Annotated in this window: 23 protein-coding genes; 13 read left to right on the top strand and 10 right to left on the bottom strand. The window is 50.2% G+C overall.

Annotated features, from left to right (window positions below; translation table 11 throughout):
* Positions 1-8: 8 nt before the first annotated feature.
* A complete protein-coding gene (locus MKX74_RS25725) occupies positions 9-1,046 on the bottom strand; it encodes a hypothetical protein (protein WP_341180206.1) in 1,038 nt (345 codons plus the stop codon).
* 287 nt (positions 1,047-1,333) lie between these two features.
* Here MKX74_RS25725 and MKX74_RS25720 point away from each other — a divergent pair, with 287 nt between their 5' ends.
* From MKX74_RS25720 to MKX74_RS25710, 3 genes are all read left to right on the top strand, one after another.
* Positions 1,334-2,590, top strand: coding sequence for an MFS transporter (locus MKX74_RS25720; protein WP_341180205.1), 1,257 nt, complete (start codon positions 1,334-1,336; stop codon positions 2,588-2,590).
* A 279-nt stretch (positions 2,591-2,869) separates the two neighbouring features.
* Entirely contained in the window at positions 2,870-3,400 is a 531-nt protein-coding gene (locus MKX74_RS25715) for a GNAT family N-acetyltransferase (RefSeq protein ID WP_341180204.1), read from the top strand.
* Positions 3,401-3,622: 222 nt separating this feature from the next.
* A complete protein-coding gene (locus MKX74_RS25710) occupies positions 3,623-4,618 on the top strand; it encodes an ABC transporter substrate-binding protein (RefSeq protein WP_341180203.1) in 996 nt (331 codons plus the stop codon).
* Between the two features lie 346 nt (positions 4,619-4,964).
* On the opposite strand, the gene MKX74_RS25705 is transcribed toward MKX74_RS25710, so the two are convergent.
* On the bottom strand, positions 4,965-5,513 hold the full coding sequence (locus MKX74_RS25705; protein ID WP_018884097.1) for a GNAT family N-acetyltransferase: 549 nt from the start codon (positions 5,511-5,513) through the stop codon (positions 4,965-4,967).
* Between the two features lie 96 nt (positions 5,514-5,609).
* A complete protein-coding gene (locus tag MKX74_RS25700) occupies positions 5,610-6,299 on the bottom strand; it encodes a hypothetical protein (RefSeq protein ID WP_341180202.1) in 690 nt (229 codons plus the stop codon).
* A 287-nt stretch (positions 6,300-6,586) separates the two neighbouring features.
* Here MKX74_RS25700 and MKX74_RS25695 point away from each other — a divergent pair, with 287 nt between their 5' ends.
* Positions 6,587-8,284, top strand: coding sequence for a glutamine--tRNA ligase/YqeY domain fusion protein (locus tag MKX74_RS25695; protein ID WP_018884099.1), 1,698 nt, complete (start codon positions 6,587-6,589; stop codon positions 8,282-8,284).
* 150 nt (positions 8,285-8,434) lie between these two features.
* On the opposite strand, the gene MKX74_RS25690 is transcribed toward MKX74_RS25695, so the two are convergent.
* Positions 8,435-9,028: a TetR/AcrR family transcriptional regulator gene (locus tag MKX74_RS25690; protein ID WP_341180201.1), complete on the bottom strand. Its 594-nt coding sequence runs from the start codon at positions 9,026-9,028 to the stop codon at positions 8,435-8,437.
* A 266-nt stretch (positions 9,029-9,294) separates the two neighbouring features.
* Here MKX74_RS25690 and MKX74_RS25685 point away from each other — a divergent pair, with 266 nt between their 5' ends.
* Positions 9,295-10,518 carry an MFS transporter gene (locus MKX74_RS25685; RefSeq protein ID WP_341180200.1) on the top strand — a complete coding sequence of 408 codons (1,224 nt, stop codon included), beginning with the start codon at positions 9,295-9,297 and terminating at the stop codon, positions 10,516-10,518.
* Positions 10,519-10,635: 117 nt separating this feature from the next.
* Here the strand turns inward: MKX74_RS25685 and MKX74_RS25680 are convergent, their stop codons facing one another.
* A complete protein-coding gene (locus MKX74_RS25680; RefSeq protein WP_341180199.1) occupies positions 10,636-11,832 on the bottom strand; it encodes an MFS transporter in 1,197 nt (398 codons plus the stop codon).
* A gap of 184 nt (positions 11,833-12,016) precedes the next feature.
* Between MKX74_RS25680 and mobA the strand changes: the two genes are divergently transcribed.
* From mobA to MKX74_RS25665, 3 genes are all read left to right on the top strand, one after another.
* A complete protein-coding gene (gene mobA / locus MKX74_RS25675) occupies positions 12,017-12,664 on the top strand; it encodes a molybdenum cofactor guanylyltransferase (RefSeq protein ID WP_341180198.1) in 648 nt (215 codons plus the stop codon).
* 139 nt (positions 12,665-12,803) lie between these two features.
* On the top strand, positions 12,804-13,244 hold the full coding sequence (locus MKX74_RS25670; protein WP_341180197.1) for a sigma-70 family RNA polymerase sigma factor: 441 nt from the start codon (positions 12,804-12,806) through the stop codon (positions 13,242-13,244).
* Positions 13,196-13,522 carry a hypothetical protein gene (locus MKX74_RS25665; protein WP_341180196.1) on the top strand — a complete coding sequence of 109 codons (327 nt, stop codon included), beginning with the start codon at positions 13,196-13,198 and terminating at the stop codon, positions 13,520-13,522. Before MKX74_RS25670 ends, MKX74_RS25665 begins: the two co-directional genes overlap by 49 nt.
* Positions 13,523-13,627: 105 nt before the next feature.
* Here the strand turns inward: MKX74_RS25665 and MKX74_RS25660 are convergent, their stop codons facing one another.
* Genes MKX74_RS25660 through MKX74_RS25645 form a run of 4 tightly spaced genes read right to left on the bottom strand, consistent with a single transcriptional unit; the run spans position 13,628 to position 15,873 of the window.
* A complete protein-coding gene (locus MKX74_RS25660) occupies positions 13,628-14,569 on the bottom strand; it encodes a 1-phosphofructokinase family hexose kinase (RefSeq protein ID WP_341180195.1) in 942 nt (313 codons plus the stop codon).
* A 47-nt stretch (positions 14,570-14,616) separates the two neighbouring features.
* A complete protein-coding gene (locus tag MKX74_RS25655; RefSeq protein ID WP_018884108.1) occupies positions 14,617-14,931 on the bottom strand; it encodes a DMT family transporter in 315 nt (104 codons plus the stop codon).
* Complete coding sequence (locus MKX74_RS25650) at positions 14,931-15,278, bottom strand: DMT family transporter (RefSeq protein ID WP_341180194.1); 348 nt, start codon at positions 15,276-15,278, stop codon at positions 14,931-14,933. The genes MKX74_RS25655 and MKX74_RS25650 overlap by 1 nt, the downstream gene beginning before the upstream one ends.
* Positions 15,279-15,285: 7 nt before the next feature.
* On the bottom strand, positions 15,286-15,873 hold the full coding sequence (locus tag MKX74_RS25645) for a TetR/AcrR family transcriptional regulator (protein ID WP_018884110.1): 588 nt from the start codon (positions 15,871-15,873) through the stop codon (positions 15,286-15,288).
* A 334-nt stretch (positions 15,874-16,207) separates the two neighbouring features.
* On the opposite strand from MKX74_RS25645, the gene cls reads away from it, so the two are divergent.
* Positions 16,208-17,719 carry a cardiolipin synthase gene (gene cls / locus MKX74_RS25640; RefSeq protein ID WP_341180660.1) on the top strand — a complete coding sequence of 504 codons (1,512 nt, stop codon included), beginning with the start codon at positions 16,208-16,210 and terminating at the stop codon, positions 17,717-17,719.
* 33 nt (positions 17,720-17,752) lie between these two features.
* On the opposite strand, the gene MKX74_RS25635 is transcribed toward cls, so the two are convergent.
* Positions 17,753-19,246 (bottom strand): phospholipase D family protein, encoded by a 1,494-nt coding sequence (locus MKX74_RS25635; RefSeq protein WP_341180193.1) that lies wholly within the window; start codon positions 19,244-19,246, stop codon positions 17,753-17,755.
* Positions 19,247-19,499: 253 nt separating this feature from the next.
* On the opposite strand from MKX74_RS25635, the gene MKX74_RS25630 reads away from it, so the two are divergent.
* The 4 genes from MKX74_RS25630 to MKX74_RS25615 all read left to right on the top strand — a co-directional run bounded on the left by MKX74_RS25630 (position 19,500) and on the right by MKX74_RS25615 (position 24,464).
* The gene (locus MKX74_RS25630; RefSeq protein WP_341180192.1) at positions 19,500-20,396 is read left to right on the top strand and encodes a MerR family transcriptional regulator; all 897 of its coding nucleotides are present in this window, start codon (positions 19,500-19,502) and stop codon (positions 20,394-20,396) included.
* A 176-nt stretch (positions 20,397-20,572) separates the two neighbouring features.
* On the top strand, positions 20,573-22,123 hold the full coding sequence (locus MKX74_RS25625; RefSeq protein WP_341180191.1) for a phytoene desaturase family protein: 1,551 nt from the start codon (positions 20,573-20,575) through the stop codon (positions 22,121-22,123).
* Positions 22,120-23,574: a phytoene desaturase family protein gene (locus MKX74_RS25620; RefSeq protein ID WP_341180190.1), complete on the top strand. Its 1,455-nt coding sequence runs from the start codon at positions 22,120-22,122 to the stop codon at positions 23,572-23,574. The genes MKX74_RS25625 and MKX74_RS25620 overlap by 4 nt, the downstream gene beginning before the upstream one ends.
* On the top strand, positions 23,574-24,464 hold the full coding sequence (locus MKX74_RS25615; protein WP_341180189.1) for a phytoene/squalene synthase family protein: 891 nt from the start codon (positions 23,574-23,576) through the stop codon (positions 24,462-24,464). The genes MKX74_RS25620 and MKX74_RS25615 overlap by 1 nt, the downstream gene beginning before the upstream one ends.

Here is a 24,464-nt window from a genome sequence, read left to right as displayed (position 1 = left end):
GGAATCCGTTATTGAGCTCGTTCCATCATATAGAACTGCCCATTCGCATTGTATTGACCGGTGATCTTGGGAGCTCCTGGCTTGGTGAAGTGGACAATGCCTGTCATCTTAGGGTCCTTCTTGGTCGTATAGCCGTTCAAGTCAAGCTGAAGTAAAGCGGGTGCTTGCTTGATGGCTTGCTTCAGTAGCTGGGCCTCGCTAGTGCTATTGAGCTTATCCAACGACTGAAGGTAAGCTTCTTGTGATTCCTCCAGCTCTCCAGCCTGCACCTTCAGAATGGTCCCCGTTGCCTTGTCAATGTCGATAAATGCAGGGCTATTCCCACTGCCAAAGGCGAGCTTATAGACCTCCTTGTCTCCTTCACGAGTGAGCCAGGACAAGCTTCGCTGGAGTTCGCCCTGCTTAACACCCTCCCACCCTTTGAATACATCTTGTGCAGTCTTGAGGACTGCAGAATCCATGGAAGCATTCGTCAGGATTTGAGTATGTCTGGTAAGCTCTCCATCGTGAATGATGAGTATGTGCCCATTGGACCGGATGTAGAGCTGTGTCTTGCCAATATGATCCTGCCGCTTATCATAGGTTATGGATACATCGACAGATGTCGGCGTTATCTGTGACCCAAGTGTATTCATCATGACCTTCTGAACCTGCTGTTTATAAGACTCTTTGAGTTCATCCCATGGCTGTTCGATTTTTATACCTTGCACCTCAGTACCTTTCATGAGTATTTGGGAGTAATCTACGCCCTTTACACTCAGGTCCCATATTTGCTCGCCGTTGATCTTAACAAGGGAGGTATTTCCGATGGAATAGGTGTTGCCTGTAAGATTTCTAAGTGCCTGTATTGCAGAGTCGATTATGGGCTGATCTGGCTTGGATACCTTGATCTTCGTTGCTGATGCTGCCAATGCCAAGCTGGATGGCGTATAGTTCAGCAGGCTGGTATTCGCAGCCGAGGCTGGCAACGATGCAATCATGCTTGATCCTGCAAATAGACTAGCGGCAGTCAAAGCTACAATGATTTTTGTGGATTTTAATTTCATGTGTCTTACCTCCATTCATGATTACAGAGCCGTTGCGCAACGTGCTTTCACCCTTATCTTCGCTCAAGGTGTGTCAAAGGTTCACTGCAGTTGTCAAAGAGGAAGCGGACATTAAGAAGAAGCAGGCATTAAGAAGAAGCTAGTGTGGGTATCTTGTGTCCTGGAGGATATGATCTGGCTTGCCGGTTTACAGAATTTGTGAGGGAACGTATGTACGAGAATCCTGGTCTGTGATACAATACGTGAATGTGATTTTACAACTTAAAGTCCAGGAGAAACCTATACCTATGCATGCCCTGATGAAGTACCCCAAAGAAATCAAAATTTTCCTGATCGCCAGTCTAGTGAGTTCACTGGGTGGTTCTCTCATGTGGCCACTAGTGTCCATGTATGTATTTGATGAGCTTGATCGTAGCATGACGGATGCAGGCACTGTGATCCTGATCATGTCCCTCGGAGGGATCTTCGGGCAATTGCTGGGTGGTTCCATGTATCATCGACTGGGCGTCAAGCGGCTGATCGTCGGCTCGCAGGCACTGAATGCAGTCTCTTTGCTCATGCTCCCCTTTACCACAACGACCTGGTCATTGTTTGTCGTGATGATGGGCTTCGTCGGCTTCTTTAATGCGATGTCGTTTCCCGCCATTCAGGCGTTCGTTGGATTCCGATTCGCTGACCGGCGTGGAGAGCTGTTCAATGTAATTTATGTAGCGAACAATATCGGTGTTGCTGTCGGCACAGCCCTGAGCGGCGTACTGGCGGACGTCTCCTATCACCTGAGCTTTATTTTGAACGGAGTGACCTCCGCAGTCTTTGCCTTATTCTTCCTTGTGTACCTGAGCCGGATCGATCATATGGAAGGACAGGTACAGGCCGGCGGGAAGAAGCTTAGACATACAACGGATGCCCCTGTGGCGCTTCTACTACAAGATGTTCGGATCTATATGTATGTAGGTGTGGGCGCGATGTTCCTGTGGCTGGGGAATTCCGTCTGGAATACAGGGGTGTCACCTTTCATCATTGAGGAAGGACTGCCGAAGAGTCTCTATGGCTTGCTATGGACGCTCAACGGAATATTGATCTTCGCGGCACAGCCGCTACTCTCCTGGATCAAGCGATTATGGGCAGGCACCACATCCCGCCAGCTTACGCTTAGCGGAGTGTTCTACCTGTTAGCCTATATTGTCATCCTCTGTACAGGGCATTACCCCGGAATGGTGGCTGCGATGGTATTGGCCACATTGGGTGAGATGCTGGTTGCACCTGCTATACCGGCTTTCTTGTCTGATCACGGGGGAAGAGGGGCGCCTTTCTACATGGGCCTGGTTGGAGGTATTGGTGCCGCTGGACGGGTATTGGGTCCTTTCATGATGGGAGGGCTGTATGACCATGGAGGTCTTGAACCTACTGTATGGCTGGCTGCTGGAACGGCTGTACTATGTGTGCTGTTCTTCCTCTTGCATGGCTGGCTGAACCGCAATCGGGCTGTAGTAGACCTACATGCTCCACGGACGGGAGAGATTCAGGCAGGCAGCTCATCCTAAGGATATGTAGTATCGCGAAGTAGGATTAAGTGGCAACATAAGCGGTACTACAAGCAGTAATAAAGCAGTAATACAAGCAGTAATACAAGCGGCAAGAACAAGTGATTAAGCACAGCTGGTTTGTGGTTAAATGGAATATGGAATACGTGCACAAACAACTTGCGATTCTTGTACAGTTGTTGCTTGAACTGGAAGGAGGAGCCGATGTGCTTCTCCTTTTGTTGTGTTACAATGAATGGAAAAAAAGCTACAGCATTTATGTGAAGGGTTGGAAGTGACGTGTCTATAGGACAATCGATTATTGTAAGAGATTCAGAAATTAAGGACGCTCCCGGGCTGATGGCACTCGATGAGCTTGTGTGGAATGAACGGACAGCACCGGCCTCATTGTCTTGGAAGACACGTGGAGAATATCTCCGGCATACTCCTCCGGGAACTCAGCTTGTAGCTGTGCAGGACGAGACCTTGTGCGGTTATGTAGGCTTTCGTCCTCCGACCCTTCTGGCAAGCAACAGTCATGTATTAGAGATTAATATTGCTGTGCATCCCCGATATCAGCGGCAAGGAATTGCTTCAGCGTTAATGAAGGCTTTGTTGGAGCTGGCTGCTCAGCGTGGAGTTAAGAAGATTAGTCTACGTGTCCTCTCCAGCAACATCAGTGCGCTTACCTTTTATCGGAAGTGTGGATTTGTGGAAGAGGGGCGTCTCTTCGGGGAGTTCTATATTGAGGGACAATATGTAGACGATATTCTGATGGCGTATTACCTGGATGGCATCTATTCCCGGATCACTTGGCAAGAAGGCTCATAATTGTAAACGGATGCAGAGGATTGCTTTGATACGTTATTAGGTGAGATGTAGGGAGCGTATGGATCTGAATCTGGAGGATAAAATAAGAGCTAGTAGTTGCATCTAGCAAAAAACAGACGGTAGTCGAGGCACACTTGCTTCGGCTATTATTGACATAGAGAATGATAATCATTACCATCTATATTGTACTAAACTTTATGGATGGAAATGAGGAACGTAATTATGGCAAGTAGAACTGGAACACGCCGTATGCGCTGGATGCAGGCGATGATGAGTCTGGTGATGATTCTATTGCTGTCAGCTTGTGGTCAGGCAGCGAGTACAGGCACCAATGATACAGGAGAACAGGCGCAGGAACAGATACAAGAGCAAGACAGGGTTGTAGTAGACGGGATGGGCCATGAAGTCATGATTCCTGCTAAGCCAGAGCGTGTACTAGCCTCATATCTGGAAGATCATCTGGCTGCGCTGGGTGTGACTCCAGTAGCACAATGGTCCGCACATTCAACTTCGAAGCAGGATTATTTGCAGGATGCCTTGGGGGATGTTCCATTAATCGATAGTAAGCTGCCACCAGAGCAGGTTGCTTCTTTCCAGCCTGATCTGATCATTGTGGAAAATGCAGCATCCGTTGAGAAGGGGCTCTATGAGCAGTATCATGCCATTGCTCCAACCTATGTACTGAGTGAGGAGGAGACTGGGGATTGGCGGAAGGCCTTCCTCAAGGTCGGAGAGCTGTTAAACAAGAAGGCAGAGGCTGAACAGCGTCTTGAAGAATATGATCGTAAGCTTCAGGGAGCGAAGGAGCAGATTCATGCAGCGATTGGGGACGAATCCGCTATAGTGCTATGGGTAACGGAGAAGAATGTATACATGGTTGATCCAGGCAGATCCAGCGGAACGGTGCTGTATCAGGATCTGGGGATCAACAAGCCAAATCTGGCGCAGGAGCTAGAGAGCACAGGAGCGAACTGGATGCCTGTATCTCTGGAGAAGCTCGCAGAGCTGGATGCCGATCACATCTTCCTGGTGAACAGCGAGGGTGCAGGCACTGCCGAAGCATTAAAACGCTCAATATGGCTATCCTTACCAGCGGTCAAGGCAGGACATGTATATACGATGCCAAAGGAGCGAAGCTGGCTATATTCCGGTATCATTGCTAATGAGGGCATTGTAGACGATGTATTGCAGTCGTTAGGCGTAGAGGCAACTAACTGAACAAGCTCGCTGTTGAGGAGATGACCAGTTAGATGGCACAATAATTGCCCTGCCTATGGGCTTATACCCGGTGGGACGTATCCTATCGCGAGCGATAGGGGGAAGTATCCTGAACAGAGCTTGATGGAAGTTTGAACTTTATATTAGGGGTTAAGCTTGATACTAAAAAAGGTATGCTGACGAGTAACGGCCAGCATACCTTTTTTAATAATATCTGATAACATCCTATGGTACTGGGGAGAGTAGTGCTCTATGCTCACATCTGAACCCAGGTGATGGCTTGAAAAATACTAAACGTAATATTCCTCTTATAAAATGAAAAGCACGCTGCACTGCATCCAGGTTCTTATCGCAGTTGCTTCCACTCGGATTGGAGCATGCCATATACGGCATGATTCACATAACCCTGCGGCAGCTTCTCTGCTTCGCGAATAATCCCTTCCAGCACAAATCCCAGTCGTTCCGGAATCCCACGGCTACGCCGGTTGGCGGTAGCGCAGCGAATCTCGACCCGGTGCAAATCAAGCTCTACCAAGGCGTGATCTACGAACACACGGCAGGCATTCGTCATGATGCCTTGTCCCTCATATCCATGTCCCAGCCAGTAGCCAATGCTTACTGAACGATGCTCCCAATTGATTGCATGGTATGAAATGATGCCAGCTAATTCCCTGTCAATCCATATTCCAGCGGTAATGGCGCCCTTCTCGGCGGCGATCTGCAGAGCCCCCTGCACATACTGCTCGGTATGACTCATCTCGGTGGTATGGTCTACCCAGGGAAGCCACTGTCGAAGACGCTCACGTGACAGCTCGGTCAATTCGAATAGGGGTTGAACGTCCTCGCGCGCAAGCGGCTTCAGATATGTTCGCTCGTCCAGCGCGTATGTAAACATAATGGATACCCTCTTTCTATCCTGTAGTAGCCTGTGATCCAGTGCGGCGGCTCATCTATAGTTATGCTACATGATTCCGTCATACTCGTCAAAAGACTACGGCACTAGCCGAATTAGACCTACCTGAAATCCCCCATCAACGTAATCGTAATCTATCTCAAGGTCGGCGACATACTCCGATGGGAAGATATACCCAGAGGCGTGGAGTGTCAGCTTCTGAGGAGACGTAGAATAGATCTGATAGGAGTGAAAATTAATCGTATCCGAGAATAAGGAAGGATCGGCATAAAAATCAGAACGATTACGGGTGGAGCTGTAGTTCTGACCGTCAATTTCGATATCCCACTGAACGGTAACCTCGCCCACATTGACCTGGGTCTGTACCCGTTGCTCGATAGCTTCCTGTGCCATTTCTACCGGATGTTCCATCATCGTGTGTGGATCAACTACATGAATCTGCTGTACCTCGACTCCTGTCCCGGATATTTGCGTAAGAATGGCAATAATCTCGGGCTGTCCGTCGCCTGTGACATCCTCCAGATAGAGTTGAGGCTCCGCAGTGGGCTGGGCAGAGCCTGTCCAAGCATACTGAGCTGAGCGCTGCCCGCTCTGTAGCATGACACGCTGAAACATCCCTTGCTTAGCAGGACCGCGGAAGAGCTTGACAGATGAATCCTCTGAAGCAACAGCATGCAGCTGTTTTGGCTGCATCTGTGCGATGGCTTGGATCGGGTCGTCCGATGAGATCATCACGGACCATACGAGGGCGACTATAAAGCTGAGCATAACCCGACTCCTTTCATGATGTAGATCTGTCGTTCTAGCTTACGTTATGTTAGCTACACATCGTAGGCTAGATATAGTTACACTATATAGAAAAGTGAAGCAGAAGTCGTTAACTCTTTTTAACTTTTGGCGGGGAAATTGTGGCTGACATCAAGCTTTGTGCAGGCCAAGACCGAATACATTGATCTATCCGGCAGGAAAAGGTATATTTAAGAGTAACGAGTTGGAAACTCAGGATAGGACTCTCATGTTCAAAGCTGATTTTATGTAGAGAAAGGTTGATACGTGTGGAGAAGCCAAGCACTCCCCCGAATTTTATCAAGGCGGTTATTGAGGAAGATATTCGTAGTGGCAAGGTAAAGGAAGTCGTTACCCGTTTCCCTCCAGAGCCTAACGGTTATTTGCATATTGGTCATGCCAAAGCGATCTGGATTGATTTCACGCTGGCTGACGAATTCGGTGGCCGCACCCATCTGCGGTTCGATGATACGAATCCTGCCAAAGAGGATATAGAGTACGTTCAGTCGATCCAGGAGGATATCAAGTGGCTCGGCTATGAATGGGAGGCTAAATTCTATGCCTCAGATTACTTCGAAGAAATGTACAAGCGGGCCCAATTACTCATTCGCAAAGGCAAAGCCTTCGTGGACGATCAGACGGCTGATCAGATTCGCGAGACACGCGGAACACTGACAGAGCCAGGGACGAACAGCCCGTATCGTGATCGTTCTGTGGAAGAGAATCTGCAGCTCTTTGCCGAGATGCGTGAAGGCAAGTATGCGAATGGTGAGAAGGTGCTGCGCGCGAAGATTGATATGGCTTCACCGAATATCAACCTGCGTGATCCGGTTATTTACCGTATATCCCATACTCATCATCACAATACCGGAGATCAGTGGTGCATTTACCCGATGTATGCTTATGCTCACCCGCTTGAGGATGCGATCGAAGGTATTACGCACTCACTGTGCTCTCTGGAGTTCGAGGATCAGCGTCCGTTCTACGACTGGGTCGTAGCGGAGTGCGAGATGGAGAATGTACCTCGTCAATACGAGTTCGGTCGCCTGAACCTGGCACAGACGGTTACCAGCAAGCGCAAGCTGAAGCTGCTCGTCGACGAAGGTCATGTCGATGGCTGGGATGACCCAAGAATGCCGACGATCTCCGGGTTGCGACGCCGTGGCTATACGCCAGAGGCTATTCGTGATTTTGTGTATGAGACAGGGATCTCGAAGGCGTACGGGCAAATTGATTTGCAGGTGCTAGAGCATTTCGTACGTGAGGATCTGAAGCTGAAGTCCCCTCGTACAATGGCGGTTATTGACCCGCTCAAGGTTGTCATCACCAATTACCCTGAGGGACAGGTCGAGATGCTGGAGGCTGAGAACAACAGCGAGAATCCAGAGATGGGAGTTCGTCAGATCCCATTCTCTCGTGAAATCTATATCGAGCGTGAGGATTTCATGGAAGACCCTCCTAGCAAGTACTTCCGTCTATTCCCGGGCAACGAGGTTCGTCTGAAGCATGCTTATTTCATCAAGTGCAATGACGTCATCAAGGATGCGGACGGCAAGGTGATTGAGCTTCATTGTACGTACGATCCTGAGACGAAGAGTGGTACAGGCTTCACTGGACGTAAGGTGAAAGGGACTATTCACTGGGTAGAGGCCACTCAGGCTGTACCAGCGGAATTCCGTCTCTATGAGCCGCTGGTTAAGGCAGAAGAAAAGCTGGTAGAGGAAGAGGAGATCGTCGAAGAATCCGGCGAGGAGAAGACATTCCTGGACGAGCTGAACCCGAATTCGCTTCAAATTATGCACGGTTATGTGGAGCCGAATATGAAGGAAGCACAAGCACAGGATAAGTTCCAATTTTTCCGCCATGGATATTTCAATGTAGACCCTAAGCTATCCGAGCCTGGGCGCCCTGTATTCAACCGGGTCGTGTCGCTGAAGAGCTCCTTCCAGCTACCAAAGTCCAACTAATTGAAAGATAAGATGAATTGCAAGCCACATCTATAAGCTAGGGCTGCATGATCATAGCAATATAAGCAATAGAAGTGTATCTGGCAAAAGCCGCAGACAGACCCGCTGATTCATTCAGCCAGGGCCTGTACTGCGGCTTTTGTCTTTGTTTTAACGTTCTTCTTCAAGCAATGTTAGTGTAGTCTCTATGCTGTGCTTGATAAAGACAGGATCAGGGCCTGACTTCGTCAAGACGGTCAAGCCGATCATCGTGATGACAAGAGATTGAGCCAACGCTCCCGCATCCAAGCTGTTGGAGAGCTCCTTGCTCTGTTGCCCCCTCTCGATGACCTCCTTGAATATAGCCGCTAAATATAGCTGATGCTCGCGAGTAAGTATGGCAAATCGGGGATCATGCGGAGCGAGCTCCACCATTGTGTTAATACAGAAGCAGCCGCGCTGGCAGGAGGCAAGTGTCTCATTCACTGCGCCAATCCTCTCGAACAATCCCCGGAAGGCAGCCTTGACGGTGCTCTCTTGCTGTAGCCATGTCCTGATCTGTGCAGCATGCTGGGCGGTATACCTGCGGAGTGTAGCCTCAAATAGTCCCTTCTTGTCGCCAAAGGCGGCGTACAGGCTTGGCCGTTGGATTCCCATGGCTTGCGTCAGGTCCGTCAGGGATGTAGCTTCGTAACCTTTTTCCCAAAATACCTGCATCGCAGCATCAAGAGCCTTTTCCGTATTAAACTCACGTGTTCTTACCATAGTGCCCCACCTTTTCATACCGATAAGTATATTAATCATAAAGAAGTGAATCAGGAACGTCAAGCAGGTGAACGTAATCAAGATACGATGATACATATTCCATATTAATTACAGTGTTAGGATGATTAGCTTGGCGAAATCACGGAGATATTCAAGTTGTTATTGACACTTGTGTAGAAGTTGAAGTATGTTAATTCACGTATTATATTGTACCCATCGGTACATTATAAATGAGTGTGATTACTTTCAACTAAGGTGGAATGTATATGAGTGCTAGCAAGGAAAATCCGGTTCATGCTGCCGCATCGTTATATGTATTATCTCGTTCTATAGTTCTCTTATTGGCGCTATGCAGCGGTCTGTCGGTGGCAAATATCTACTACGCTCAGCCTTTGCTGGAGTCTATAGCTCATGAATTTGGGGCGTCACCTTCAATGATTGGCATGGTTGTTACCGTGACACAGGTGTGTTATGCGGCAGGATTACTACTGCTTGTCCCACTTGGAGACCTGTTGAACAAGCGGAGACTAATTGCTATGCAAATGCTATGCTCGGTAGTGGCATTAATAGGGGTGTCGATCTCATCGAATATGACGACTTTGCTCGTGGGAATTGCCATGGTTGGACTGTTAGCGGTTGTAGCACAAACGATGGTAGCCACCGCAGCTGTATTCAGCACGGCGGCAGAACGTGGGCGTACGGTCGGCCTTGTGACCAGTGGTATTGTTATAGGAATCCTGCTAGCACGTACAGTAGCGGGAACACTGAATGATTGGCTGAGCTGGCGAGCAGTGTATGTTGTCTCTGCAGGACTTACGTTGCTTGGCGGACTTGCACTCTTCTTCCTTTTGCCCAAATCTGAGGCACGTCGGGATGAACGACTGAGCTACAAGCATATGCTTCTGTCGATATTCCAGCTCTACCGTGATCTGCCTGTTCTGCGGATACGCTCTTTGCTGACGCTGCTGATCTTTACTTGCTTCAGTATCTTGTGGACCTCCATGGTGCTGCCACTAAGTGCTCCTCCGCTGTCTTTGTCCTACACCACCATTGGGATGTTTGGACTTGCTGGTGCTGCCGGAGCCTTTGCTGCAGCTCGTGCGGGGCGATGGGCAGATGCAGGTTTCGGCCAGCGTACGACAGGCTTCTCATTGCTAGTGCTACTGTTGGCATGGCTACCCATTGGACTGATCTACCATTCAACCGTGTATCTGGTGGTCGGAGTGATTCTGCTGGATCTGGCTGTACAGGCGATTCATGTCACGAACCAAAGCCTGATCTATAGAGAGCGCCCAGAGGCGCAGAGTCGATTGACGGCTGCGTATATGATTTTCTATTCGATAGGCAGTGCTATAGGCTCCATCGCTTCTACGCAGATGTATGCTTGGGCAGGATGGGGTGGTGTGTGCTGGTTGGGGGCCGCCGTAAGCGGTCTGGCATTATTGCTCTGGGGTTATGAGATGTATAAGAGGCGAATAGTTGAGTTATAGACGGTTCACTGATTGGGAGTCAGATCTGGATGTGCAGGTTGGCACAGGTGCGTGTGTCATTACGCCGCGCGCAGGAGTTGCACGCGGCGTGGAACTCCTTTGTCAACGTTGTCGAGCTCAGGAGATTTCTGTCAGGCCTTCTTCTTGAGGGGGGCTATACCCATGCTTGCGCAGCATATACCACATAAGACCGAATCCAGTGGCTCCAAGTAGGGCGAGGGTGACACCGACCTTGTACATAATCTCACCGCCAAAGTTCTGGAACAGCCACCCTCCAGCTAAGCCGGCAATAATACCCGAGATACCAGCCCAGGTTAATGTGTACAAAGCCTGACCGGATGAACGGAATTCGCGGGGCACGAACAACAGCGTCAGTTGTGTACCTACATAGAAGTAGCCCCCGAAGGTAATGCAGTGCATCCCTTGAATAAGGATGATATGCATTGGGTCCGTGGCAGCGGACATAAGCCACCAGCGTAGCGCGAACAACAGGCTGACTAGTGTCAGACAGCCGATCATCGTCGTCATTTTGCGACCAAGGAGACGATCAAACAGCAGAAAGACGACCACCTCAAGGATGGACGAAGCGAAGACAGCTGCACCGACGGACCCAACCGACCCACCGAGTTCTGTAATGTACAGGGACATGAAGGCACTGTTGATGGCGTTGGGGATCGAGACCAGAATGCCTAATAGAATGAAGGTCATAAAGTAGCCGTTCATCAGAATTTTGCCAAATCCCCGAATATTCACGCTGGGCGCATCCGAGCTGGCACGTAATGGAGGCAGCAGTAGCAGGGCCGCTACTGATGCAATCAGCAGGACCGTAAATATCGTGCTGATGCTGCTGGCCCCAAAGCGGTCAATCACTGGCCCAGCGAGCAGGGCAATGAGAGCCCAGCCAAGTGAGCCCCAGATCCGGAATGAGCCGAATTTGCGATTAGTCCCATCAATATATCCAAGAATCATACTGTTCGTCTGGGTGAATAGTGGACTCTGAAAGAAAAAGAACAGAATCATCGAAGAATAGATCAACGTATAGGTATGTACATAGAAGATCGCTTGCAAAAAAAGCAAGGTTCCCCCGATCATGATCAACAGGATGCGGCGAATATTTTGGGATCGGTCACAGGCATATCCCCAGAACGGGTTAGCGAAGACAGACACGAAGGGCCCAATCGCCATCAGAGTTCCGATCTCCAGCTTGCTCATTCCGATATCCTGGAAATACAGGGGCAGAAAGCTGCTGAAGATGGCAATGGCACCATACAGAAAGAAATTATATAATTTCAGAGAATGCAAGGGTGAAGGCATCGTTGGTTGCGTATCGTTCTGCAATTACAGCCATTCCTTTCCTGAAGGATGGTGAAGAGCGGAATGCGAGCATCCGCATAAGCGCTTACTTTTATGTATACTGTATCACTTGTTGAAAAGCTAAACAAACCATGCGTGACATAAAAAAGTAATATTTTTGTAATCTATTTAGAGAGGTAACAATATGGACATAACAGGAATTGTATTAGCTGGTGGTATGTCGAGCCGCATGGGCACGAATAAGGCGGAGCTGCTAATCGAAGGCCAGACGGTTGTACAGAGAATCGCTTCAGAGATGAGCGCTGTAGCTTCAAGGGTGATCATTTCGGCCCAGGATACCGAGGCGTATGCCTATACCGGTCTTGAGGTCGTGGCCGACTTGCACCCGAGGCAAGGTCCCCTTGCGGGATTGTATGCGGGAATGCAGGCATCCCGCACGGAATGGAATCTGGTATGTGCGTGTGATATGCCCCTGTTGCATGCCGGGGTCTTTCGAGCGCTTGCTGCGTGCATCTCCGAGCAGACTGATAAGGAGCAGCTTCAGTCGTATGAAGGAGCTGCGAAGCCATTGCAGGCTGTTGTACCCACGGTAAATGGGCGCTTACAGCCATTAGCGGCTATCTATCATATAAGCGTGTTGCCAGCACTTGAGGCCTGTTTGCAGCAGCAGAATCTTCGTGTGCAGGACTGGCTAAAGGGCAAGCATGTGTATGAGATTAGCTCGTCCCCTACCTATGGGTGGGACCCGAAGGAGGCGGAGCAGCTATTTATGAATATGAACCGACCGGAGGATTATATTCAAGTATGCAGGTTGTTGTCACAAGAACAATAGGTAAGACCATCTGCAGTTAGCAGAAAACAGCCAAAAATTCGTGTAAAAAACGTCTTCCGTACGGCTACACTTTCCAGAATAAATCTTATAATGGGATAAATAGGAACTGATGTTCCCATTCTGGGATAGGGAGGTACGGATGATGGAATTCAGAAAGAATGATGGCTGGAATCGTGAGTATGCAGGCATGCCTACCGAGCTCAATGACGAGATCAATGTTTATCCAGATAGCAACGACGAGTGCCTGCATGATAGACAGATGGAATATTATACGGGAGTAATCCGCCGTAAGGCGTGGAGATTGCAATATCAGGCACGATCCAAGTACCGACGCGAAAGTCCAGGTCAAGATTACGAATGGACTGAGCCGTCCTTCACGAGCACAGTGGAGGGCGACCTCTGGGTCGAGCAAGTGTTGGATGCATTACCCTCGGCTACAGGCAGAGAGATTATGAAGGCGCTGTATCTGCGAAATTGTTCAGAGAAGGAAGTGGCTCTTGAATTAGGCATGAGTCAGCAGGGGGTGAATCGATGGAAGCACAAAATGCTGCACCAACTCCGGCAATATATGAAGCTGTGAATGAGGTGACTCTCTGGAGCAGACGCGATCAGCCCGCGTGGCCCGAGATGTCCATGCTGGAGCTTCTGGATACGTTCGAGCCCACGATGCATGAGCTAGCCCGGTTCATTCCCATACCAAGGGAGGACGCCCTCCAAAGCATGAGGCTAGAGCTGCTGGAGCACTTCAGATGGAATAGCAGTGGTCAGCGAGAGCGGAGCAGCGGGGAGGAAGCCTTCTTCGACTACAAACGAGCTGTCTGCAGCAGCCGAAGATATATCCCTTTAAAATGGAAATAAGCCTTGTATTCGGGGAAATCAAGCTCGTGGTACTGCAGTGTAATTTCGTTGTATTTACGGTGAGCCACCCTGTGTAGCTAAGTCAATCTATGTAGATAAGTCACCCTATGTAGCTATAGTAATCGTAGCCTGAATGTCAGAGAACAAGTCATTTACGGTGTCTAATTCTACAAAGCCTGCCATCGCATGCATGGCTGCGGCAGTACCGCAGGCTGCACCATAGCGTAGTACCTCCAGTGTACTTCGTTGCTGCAACTGGGCTGTTACCAGTCCGGCGACCATAGCATCCCCACTACCTAGCGGGCTAACGATGGAGAGTGGAGGCAGCGAGACCTCGTATAGTCGGCCAGCATGGGCTGCCACTGCTCCTCTTCCACCCATGGAGATCACAACCATTCCTGCACCAGCCTCTGTAAGTCTGAGAGCAGCCGTCTGTAGATGCTCCCTACCGCTCGACACAGCTCCTGCATAGCGGACAGCCTCTTCCTCATTTGGCTTCACAAGATCAGGTAGCCCCTCTAGTCCTGCAAGCAGGGCCTCACCACTGGTATCGAGAGCTACCTTGGCTCCCTGTGACTTGGCTAACTGGCATAGCTCGGCATACAGATCGACAGGACAGCCTGCGGGCAGACTTCCTGAGAAGATAACCCAGGATGAGCGCGCCGCCAGCAGCTGTACTTTGTTACGCAGAGAGATGAGGTGCTTGTCTTCGACAGGGGGTCCTTCCTCAATGCATTCCGTCTGAGTTCCCGTTAGCGGATCGAGCATGGTAATCGCCAGCCGTGTCTCACCGTGACCTATATCTATGAAGTCAGCAGGTACGCCCTCCTGATGAAGACCGTCCAGCAATAGCCGTCCGTTGTGACCCGCAATTAGGCCCGTAGCCGTGACAGGCTGGTTCAGGCAGCGCAGCACTCGAGCGACGTTGATTCCTTTTCCCCCAGGAACGGTGATCGGGTCCTGCACTCTGTGTGCTTTGTTCAACGCGAAGCCTGGAAGCGTAAAAATTTTGTCGATCGCTGCATTCAAAGTTACGGTAGTAATCATCCTCAAATCGAGCCTCCTCAGAGCTGGGTTTTGCTATCGTGAAGGGATCAGGATACCAGCTTTAGCCCGACAGCCCCGCACAATACCATCGCTATAAAAATAATCCGTCTGCGTTCACTAGGTTCGCCGAATAGCAGCATACCTACAACGGCACTGCCCACCGTGCCAATCCCGGTCCACACAGCATAAGCTGTTCCCATAGAGATCGTCTGCATAGCGTAGGTTAGTAGTGAGAAGCTTATTGCGAACGATCCAGCCATGAGTAGATATGAGGTCCAGCCTTTACGCATCGTAATGCCTTTCATGCCTATAACACCTGTAATCTCCGCGCAACCAGCAATCAATAATGCAAGCCATGCCATCACGCCGTCCCCCCTTGTCTACTGACTGAATCACTGTCTGTAACTAGCTTGAGGCCAATAATACCGGATAGGAGCAGCAGTGTCAGCAGTACCTTCGGCCAACTGAACGGCTCTCCGAAGATGACCATCTCAGCCATCACGGTGCCTGCCGTCCCCAAGCCGGTAAATACCGCATAGACGGTTCCGATCGGCAGCCTCCGAGCTGCCTGTAAAATGAGATAAAAGCTGGTAGCAAGCGCTACTGCGGTCACAAGCCACTCCAGAAGGGTAGAAGCATGCTTAAGCCCGGATACCCAGACAATCTCCAGACAACCTCCTGTAAATATATATATCCAGCCACGTCTCATATCTGTGTTACTCCTCTCCAATGCTCATTCCGTGCCACATAATCGGCCATACGGCCTCGACACGTCGTCTATAAGCTCTTCCCTCATCGTATAAAAGATCTACGATCGTCCCATCGACCATCGTTGTGAATGCTAAGGCTGCCTGGGCCGGGGATGTGCGCAGCAACTTCTGCGAGGCATCAGCCTGAAGCATGTAGGACTGAAGTAGTCTTTCCATCTTCGCATAAAAGGGAATCACTACAGCCATCACCTGCTGTGTGAGATTCACCGGAGGAAAGAAAGACATTCTTAATACAAACTTGGCTGTGCTGCAATTGTGATATTCCCCCTCGATCCAGGCAAAAAAGCCATACAGTACCTCTTCCAGCGTCTTGTGTGCATGTGACGAGAAATAGCTGACAATTCGCCGTTCCTCAAGACGAAATGCATGCTGCACCACCTGGAGAAAAAGATCATCCTTGCTGGCATAATGGGCATACAGAGAAGGGGTCTTGATGCCGACGGCACCTGCGATCCCGCTAAGGGAAGTGCCTTCATAGCCATGCTCGGCAAATTGGGATAATGCTGCATCCCTGATAGTGTGAAGACGAGTCATTTTGAACCTCCCTAACGATCGTTAGGTAACTATCTCACGTTATATGTTAGATGTCAAGGTGGGTGGTGAACAGCTTATGTGCCCAGCTAACGATAAAAAAATAAATAATAAAGCTATCCATTTTAAAGAAATCAATCATAAAGGAATCCGGGATGAAAAAAAATATGCTACCCTTCTTGGGAAGTGCCCGTTAATTCATGTACAATATAAGTTGGTCAACCTGTGCCATGAGCAGCAGGAGTCGGCTGTTCCGCAGTGCCGGGGATGCCCCGGTGTAGTGCTGCAGGGACAGGCCACGAATGGACCGGACCTTCAACCGGAAGTGAGGATGAGTATGAGACGCGGTCTACTGGCAATCTTGATTGCAGCCGTTATTTTTGTAAGCTATTATTTCGGTCTGTTTGGCTTTATCGGTACTAATGAAGGGACAATCATCAGTATTTTCTCCACCTTGTCAGTAATCTCGATTAGCTTGATTATCTTCATGGAGAACCGTAATCCGTCGACGACGATGTCATGGATTCTTCTGCTAGCGTTACTGCCGATTGTAGGACTTCCACTGTATTTCTTGTTCGGGCAAAATGTATTCAAGCGTCGTAAATACAATAAAAAGGCGCTCCTGGATCAGGAGGCCTATGAGCGAATCGATAACTATGCATTGCGTAAGGAGCAGGAGCTGACACGGTTCAGCCAGAATCAGCGCCAGCTGCTCCAGCTGTCACGGCGTCTGGCCCGCTCGCCGGTATCCTTTAACTCCGAGACACGGGTGCTCACCAATGGTGAAGAGACCTTCTCGACGCTCCTGGAGGAGCTGCAGAAGGCCGAGCACCATATCCATATGGAATATTATATTTTCCGTGATGATGATATCGGGACTAGCATTCAGCAGATTCTGATTGCAAAGGCCAAGGAGGGTGTGAAAGTACGGTTCATGTACGATGCCGTCGGCAGCATCCAGTTATCGAAGGCATTCCTGCGGGAAATGAAGCAGGCGGGTATTGAGGTCGTGGCCTATGGAGGAGCCAAGATTCTCTTCTTCTCCAGTCGGGTCAATTATCGGAATCACCGTAAAATTGTAGTGATCGACGGTACTACAGGCTTCATTGGCGGTCTGAATGTAGGGGACGAGTACCTTAGTCGTAACAAGGCATATGGTTTCTGGCGCGATACACATATGATCGTCAAAGGTGAAGCTGTGCGCACCCTGCAGATTATTTTCCTGCAGGATTGGCTGCATATGACCGATCAGAAGATTCTGGAGCCAGAGTACCTGTCTCCTGATATGGAGCATCGCGGGGATGGGGCCATTCAGATTATTGCCAGCGGCCCGGATAACGAGCGACGGGCACTGAAGAATATATTTTTCGCCATGATTACGTCAGCCCGCAAGTCTGTATGGATCGCCACGCCGTATTTCATACCGGATCAGGATATATTGACTGCACTGCGCACGGCTGCTCTATCTGGCCTGGATGTCAGGCTTCTATTCCCGGCCAAGCCTGATAAGTGGCTGCCCTTCCTGGCATCACACTCGTATTTTCCGTCCTTACTGGAGGTAGGGGCGAAGATCTACGAATATGAACGCGGATTTCTCCATTCCAAGCTCCTCATTATTGATGGGGAGATGGCTACGATCGGCACAGCCAATATGGACATGCGCAGCTTCCATTTGAATTTCGAGGTCAATGCTCTGCTGGTCAATACGGAAAGTGTCCGCCGCATTGTGTACGATTATGAACGGGATCTCAAGTACACGAAGGAGATCGTCCATGAGGAGTTCATGAACAAGCGCATTACCAAGCGCGTACTGGAATCCGCTGCCAGGCTACTATCTCCGCTGCTGTAACTGCCAAGGAAGACAGCTAGACCCTATAGAACACTAGAACGTGGTAAAGCCCAGTATATTCTGCAAATGATACACGATATCCTTGAGGAACACCGTATCCTCCAGATAGGCTTCAAGGGCAAGACTGTACTCAGCATCACGGTTATTCCAGATACGGTCGAAATAATCACGAACCTGCACGGCCAGAGGACTATCGCCAGGAGCAGCTACCCATAGCTCATTCTCCAGGTTCAGATCCTTCAGATTCCGCTTGGTGAAATTAGTGGAGCCTCCGATGATCAGGTGCGGGCCCTCAGCCTTGGCGATGTACATCATTTTTGTATGATACTGCTCGAATGTGGTGTTGTACCATCGGATCTGGATGCTGCCGTTCGATTGTTCATGGAGTTCATCAGCCACAGGGCGGTTCGGGATACCAACCTTCTCCTGTCCGAAGGCATTTTCATTTGGGTCCAGCAGCAGCTGCACCTTGACGCCGCGACGATCAGCTTCCAGCAGTGATTTCAAGACCGCCCTATCCGCCAGATAAAACATGCCCATGTGAATGGTATCTCCTTTATTCGTTTCCTGAATCATTCGTAATACTTCCTGATAGACCTTCCCCTCGGTCAGATACTTCATCTGGTACAAGCCCTGATCGGGGGAGGTCATCTGCTGTAGCTGTGATTGAACGTCTGGAAAAGGAGACTCACCGGATAGGCGCAGCACAGCTTGCTCACTCTCTATGATCTCTGCGATGATGGGGCCGCTTACCTCCAGTGCCATATTCGAATGATAGGCGCTTGCGTCATGGACGTTGCCTGAGGAAATTAAGGCGCTCTTCTCGCTGGCAACCACCTTGCGATGGTTAGCCTTCACATTTAGTAGCTTAAGGTAAGATCTGGCCGTCATATTAGGCCCCTCATCTGCCATTAGGTTGGGCAACCACCCTGTGCCCTGCTGACCGAACCATTGAAAAAAGGTACGCCAGACGGCGGAATAGAGCGGCGTAGAATCTCGCAGGGGATCGACATTCGTCTGTACGACACGAATCCCTGCCTGCTGCATACGGGTCAGCAGTGGATTAGGACCCGAATGATAGTTCGTATTAATCTCGTCTGTAATGAACAGAATGTCCATTTGTGGGCGTTCTGTTTTTTTATCGATCAGAGCTTTCGTAAGCTGAGTGCTTACTAACGGGAAGTGTTGATCGCTATGCGTATAGCCGTTGAATAAGAACATATCAATGACGAGAAATTGCTCGGCTTCATCGACGATCTGCAATATCCGGTCTGTTATCTGTGCCTCCTGCGTGAGCTGGCCTTCTGCCGAGGGATAGGTCAGGTCTGTCCAGAAGCGGATGTCGTCCGTATGGTATAGTTCACTCTCGTAAGAGATCCCCGCAGGCAACGGCTTATTCGTCTGGTACAGCATCACAGCCCCTAGCCATAGGCATAGTCCCACCAGAATGCATACTACGGGATGCTTGCGAACGAACTTTCCTGCTTGATTCTTAAAGGAGCCTGCCTTTAGTTGTGAAGATTGCATGTGCGTTCCATCCCCCTTCCTTCATGCTCCTATTTAACGCCATCCGTGTCAGAGTGACGCACAGCAAATGGATCGACATTCGGATTTTGCAGGTGTATAATCGCCGTATATTGTTTGTATAAGGTTCCTTTTCGTGCGAAGGCTGATGTCCTGATACGGAGTAATCTGTTCGGAAGCCCAGCTCATTTTTTACACAAGAGCAAAGAGGACCGTGTAAATTTTCTTCTTGAAATGATTGAAAGTGGTGAACAGGATGTACACGATTCGACAGGTGTCTGCCATGCTGGGTATTCCCTCCGTCACACTTCGCGCTTGGGAGAATAGATACGGAGCGGTGCAGCCGCAGCGAACCGAGACCGGATACCGCACTTATAGCATAGAGGATGTCAACGACCTGCGGTGGCTCAAGGAGCAGGTAGAGACTCATGACGCTCCCATCTCTCAGGCTGTTAAGCAGCTGAAATCGCGCAAGCAGCAGAGCGAGAGCCTTCACCCAGCCATGGAGCACATGGCCCAGGACTCCTATAGTGATCTCGCAGAGCGGATCTACCAGGTACTGCTTCGGTTCGATGCGGCGCAGGGGCACTCTATGATTGATATGGGATTCACGATGCATGGCTATGATGCCATGTTCTACAGAGTGCTATCTACCATTCTCATTCGGGTCGGAGACGATTGGGAGCAGGGCAAGGCGACAGTGGCTCAGGAGCATTTTATTACCCAGCTCATCTCGCAGCGTTTCTATCAATTCTTCTATCTGTTCCCGGTTAACACTCGCTATCCAAAGGCGCTGGCCATCTGTCCAGAGGGCGAGCACCATCAGGTGGGGCTGCTTCAGTTCGCCCTGTTTCTTCGCAAGAAGGGAGTAGACGTACTCTACCTGGGTGCGAATACACCACTCGATGGACTACGGGCGTTGATCTCGGATCAGCACGTCGAACTCATCTGCATGTCTGTAACCGGAGCAGAGCGTGTCGTACAGGCGGATCAGATGGTTCAGCAGCTGCACAAGCAGCATCCCTCTCTTGACTTTATTCTAGGGGGCAAAGGCTATGAACAAGCGACAGCACCCCGCTACCCGCAGTGGATCGTGAAGCAGCATCCTGATGACTGGCAGGAATGGTTTGGCACGAAATTCTCAGATATCTGATATCTGACTTGTGAACATTTGATAAATAGTTAAAATTATTCTCTTTTCATTTCTGTATAAAATTCGTATTATGATTGTATAAGGTTTGTATACTTATTTTATACAGAACGGAGTTGAATCCGTTCGAGCTGTTTAATAATCATTATAAAAAGCTTGTAATGCGAAGGGAGTACGCGATGAGCAAGGATCACTCCACAACACGTGCCTCGGTGATTGGCGCAGGTCCGGGAGGCCTCGCCGCTGCCATGCTGTTGGCCGCCAAAGGATATCATGTTGATGTGTATGAGAAGCAGCCGCGCATCGGTGGTCGTTCCTCCCGGCTGGAGCTGGGGGAATACCGCTTTGACCGCGGAGCCACTTTTTTGATGATGCCATCCTTATTGGAAGAGCTGTTTGAAGCAGCCGGGCGCTCTGTCCATGATTATGTGGATTTGAAGAGACTCGACCCTCTGTATGCTTTGCATTTCGGAAATACCGTATTCACACCGTCATCTGATCTGGAGCAGACTGTCGCACAGATTGAGAAGCTGTTCCCGGGTAACGGGGAAGGCTACAGGCGGTTCATGCATGAGGAGCAGTTGAAGTTCGACCGTGTCTCGCCTTTGCTAAGAAGACCTTTCACGAGCTGGACCGACTATCTGCGATCAGATCTGCTGCGTGCTCTGCCGAGGTTGCATGCGCTCGATACAGTCTACGGACGGCTGTCCAAATACTTCACGGATGAGCGTCTTCGCTGGGCCTTCACCTTTCAGTCGAAATATTTGGGGATGTCACCATGGGAATGTCCGGGTACCTTCACCATCTTGTCCTTCATGGAGCACCGTTATGGTCTCTATCACCCGATTGGGGGGGTGCATGCACTCTTTGATGCTATGGCTAAGGTCATTCAGGAGTATGGAGGGGTTATCCATACCAGTTGCGGGGTCCGTGAGGTCACAGTAGAGCGGGGTAGAGCAACCGGGTTGATCCTGGACAATGGAGAGCGAGTGGAGGCCGATCATGTTGTCGTGAATGCTGATTTTGGTACGGCGGTAACGAAGCTGTTCGCTCCTGGAGTACTGAGGAAGTACACGCCAGCTCATATGGAACGCAAGAAATTCTCACTCTCGACCGTAATGCTGTATCTGGGCATTAAAGGCACGGTGGATCTTCCCCACCATTCGGTTCATTTTGCAGAGGACTACCGCCAGAATGTCGATGACATTACCAAGCATATGCGGCTCTCGGAAGATCCTTCGATCTATGTGCACAATCCATCACTGCTCGACCCGACGCTGGCTCCTGCTGGCAAGTCTTCACTCTATGTATTGATGCCCGTACCGAATCTCGGAGCGGATGTAGACTGGGACCGGGAACGGGACGCTGTATTGGAAAAGCTGCTAGCTCGACTGGAACGCATTCCTGCGCTCGCCGATCTTCGGACTCGGATCGAGGTGGCCCATCATATGACCCCGCTGGAGTGGCAGAACGAGCTGGATGTCTATAAAGGAGCAACCTTCAACCTCGCGCATAATCTGGGACAAATGATGGCACTTCGGCCACACAACCGATTCGAGGAAGTTGAGGGAGTATGGCTGGCTGGAGGGGGTACGCATCCGGGAAGCGGCCTGCCGACCATCTTCGAGTCTGCCCGTATTAGCGTGGATCTGATCGATCGCGAGGATCAGCGTCATAGACATCGCACTACCGTCATGCACAGTGCAGCAGATACGAGGCATAGCCTATGAGCAAACGTATAGCGGTTGTTGGATCAGGCATTGGCGGATTGACCAGTGCATTGTTGCTAAGTCATAGAGGCTACGAGGTTACCGTGTATGAGCGGTCTGATCGTCTTGGGGGCCGAATTGCCTATGAATCGGATGGTCACTACCAGATTGATCAAGGGCCTACGATTGTGTTGTTGCCTGAGGTTATTCACGAGATCCTGGAGCAAGCGGGTATGAGTCGCGAAAGACTTCGTTTTATACCTTGTGATCCACTCTATCGCATCCACTATGCCGATGGGCGAATCATGACCAAGTATAGAGACACGGAGCAGCAGGCAGAAGAGCTGGAACGGATATTTCCAGGAGAGGCCGCTGGCTTTCGACGATTCATGGCAGATATGTCAGAGCTATTTCCAGCCGGTCGTGCTTCCATACTCGAACAGGATTTCCCGAGCTATCGCTCATTCTTTACGCGTGAACGACTATCCTTACTGCGCAAGTTGAAGGCCTACAAGAGCATGCGTGGTGTAATCGGTGACTATTTCCGTACCGAACAGCTGAAGGATGCCTATTCTCTCCAAAGTCTATACATTGGAGGGGCGCCTTTCTCGACACCTGGTATTTACTCTCTTCTGCCCTATGCGGAGCATGCGTACGGTGTATGGATGCTAGAGGGTGGATATGCTTCATTGCCAGCTATTCTAGGTGATGAATTGAAGAGGAGAGGCGTCACGTTCCGACTCCATACAGAGGTGCAAAGTCTATCTGTAGTGGATGGCGTATGCCGTGGACTGACCAGTGGGTCAGAGACGGAAGCCTATGATGGTGTGCTGTACAATGGCGACTTTCCGAATATTCACAATCTACTTGATGCCGGGACAATGCCGGCAAAGAGAAGGTTCCGTCCATCTTCTGGCTGTGTCTTGCTGTATGTTGGCGCGAATCGACGCTGGGAGAAGATGCTGACCCATCAATTTTTCCTGCCGCAGAGTCTTCAGGACAATCTGAAGCAGGTGTTCCGCCATTCGCAGCTGCCGGAAGATCCGTCGTTCTATGTGTTTAATCCCGCAGCCCTCGATTCGAATGCGGCTCCTGCCGGGGAGAGTGTACTATATTTCCTGATTCCTGTCCCGAACAGCACAGATATGTTCTGGGAGGAAGGAGCGGAAGCATTGGCTGAACGGGTCATTGCAAGCGCAGAGGAGAGAGGCTTTGACGGTCTGAGACAGTCCGTGAAATGGCTGAAGATTCGTACGCCACTGGAGGCAGAACGCGATGGACTCTATGGTGGAGGCAGCTTCGGTATCGCCCCGGTATTATGGCAGTCTGGTGTCTACAGACCGCAGCCGCGACCATTTCCCATTCGGCGCTTGGCTGCTGCGGGGGCATCTGTCCATCCAGGCGGAGGCGTACCGATCGTCATGCAAGGGGCCAGAATGGCCGTTAATCAACTGATAAAGGAGTTGGAATAATGACACACCCGGAGAAGATGCTGGAATCCGTATTTCATTCATGTGAACAGATGATTCGCAAGGGCTCTTCGTCTTTTTATCACGCATTTAGCGGGCTACCCTCGCCACGTAAAGAAGCCGTGTATGTGATTTATGCCTTTTGCCGGATGATTGATGATAGTGTAGATGAGCCGGAGCGCTCACCATATTCCATTTATGAGCTAAGAGGGCATTTTATGCAGCTGGACCGAGCAGAAGGACACTTTATCTGGCCTGCACTTCGCTGGCTGTTCGTGACCTTCCCGCAGCTGGATCAGCAGCCGTTCCTGTCGCAGATGGATGGTCAATTGCGTGATCTGTCTGTGACGCACTATGATTCGATGGAGCAATTGGAGGATTACTGCTATCTGGTAGCCGGTACAGTCGGAGAGATGCTACTGCCTGTGCTGCGAGAGGATCGTAGTGAAGCTGCTGTTGAAGCGGGAATCCGGCTGGGCAAGGCGATGCAGATCGTCAATATCATGCGTGACGTAGGGGAGGATCGTGACCGCGGACGCCGCTATATTCCGCTGGAGCTTATGCAGAAGCATGGTTACTCGGAGGCGGCATGGCTGCGTGGTGAGATCAACTCTGACTTCAAAGCGATGCTCGGTGAATTGAAGGAGATTGCATTGAACTGGTTCCAGAAGGGACTCGCAGATGTAGAGTCATACCCGCCAGCTAGCGGCATGGCTGTAGAACTGGCTGCCACCTTCTACGCTTCCATTCTCAATGCCATTGAGGATAACGATTATGATGTGTACACGAAGCGGGCCTTCGTCAGTGACGAGGATAAGCATATGATGTTCGGACTCATCCTGGCGCAATATGATGCGCATGTCATGGAGGCCGCTTCAACGGCGGTGTCCTGA

The organism is Paenibacillus sp. FSL K6-1230 (assembly GCF_038002385.1).
Classification (GTDB): domain Bacteria; phylum Bacillota; class Bacilli; order Paenibacillales; family Paenibacillaceae; genus Paenibacillus; species Paenibacillus massiliensis.
Note: the sequence above shows the minus strand (reverse complement) of the source record. Positions and strands in the feature narration are given on the sequence as shown.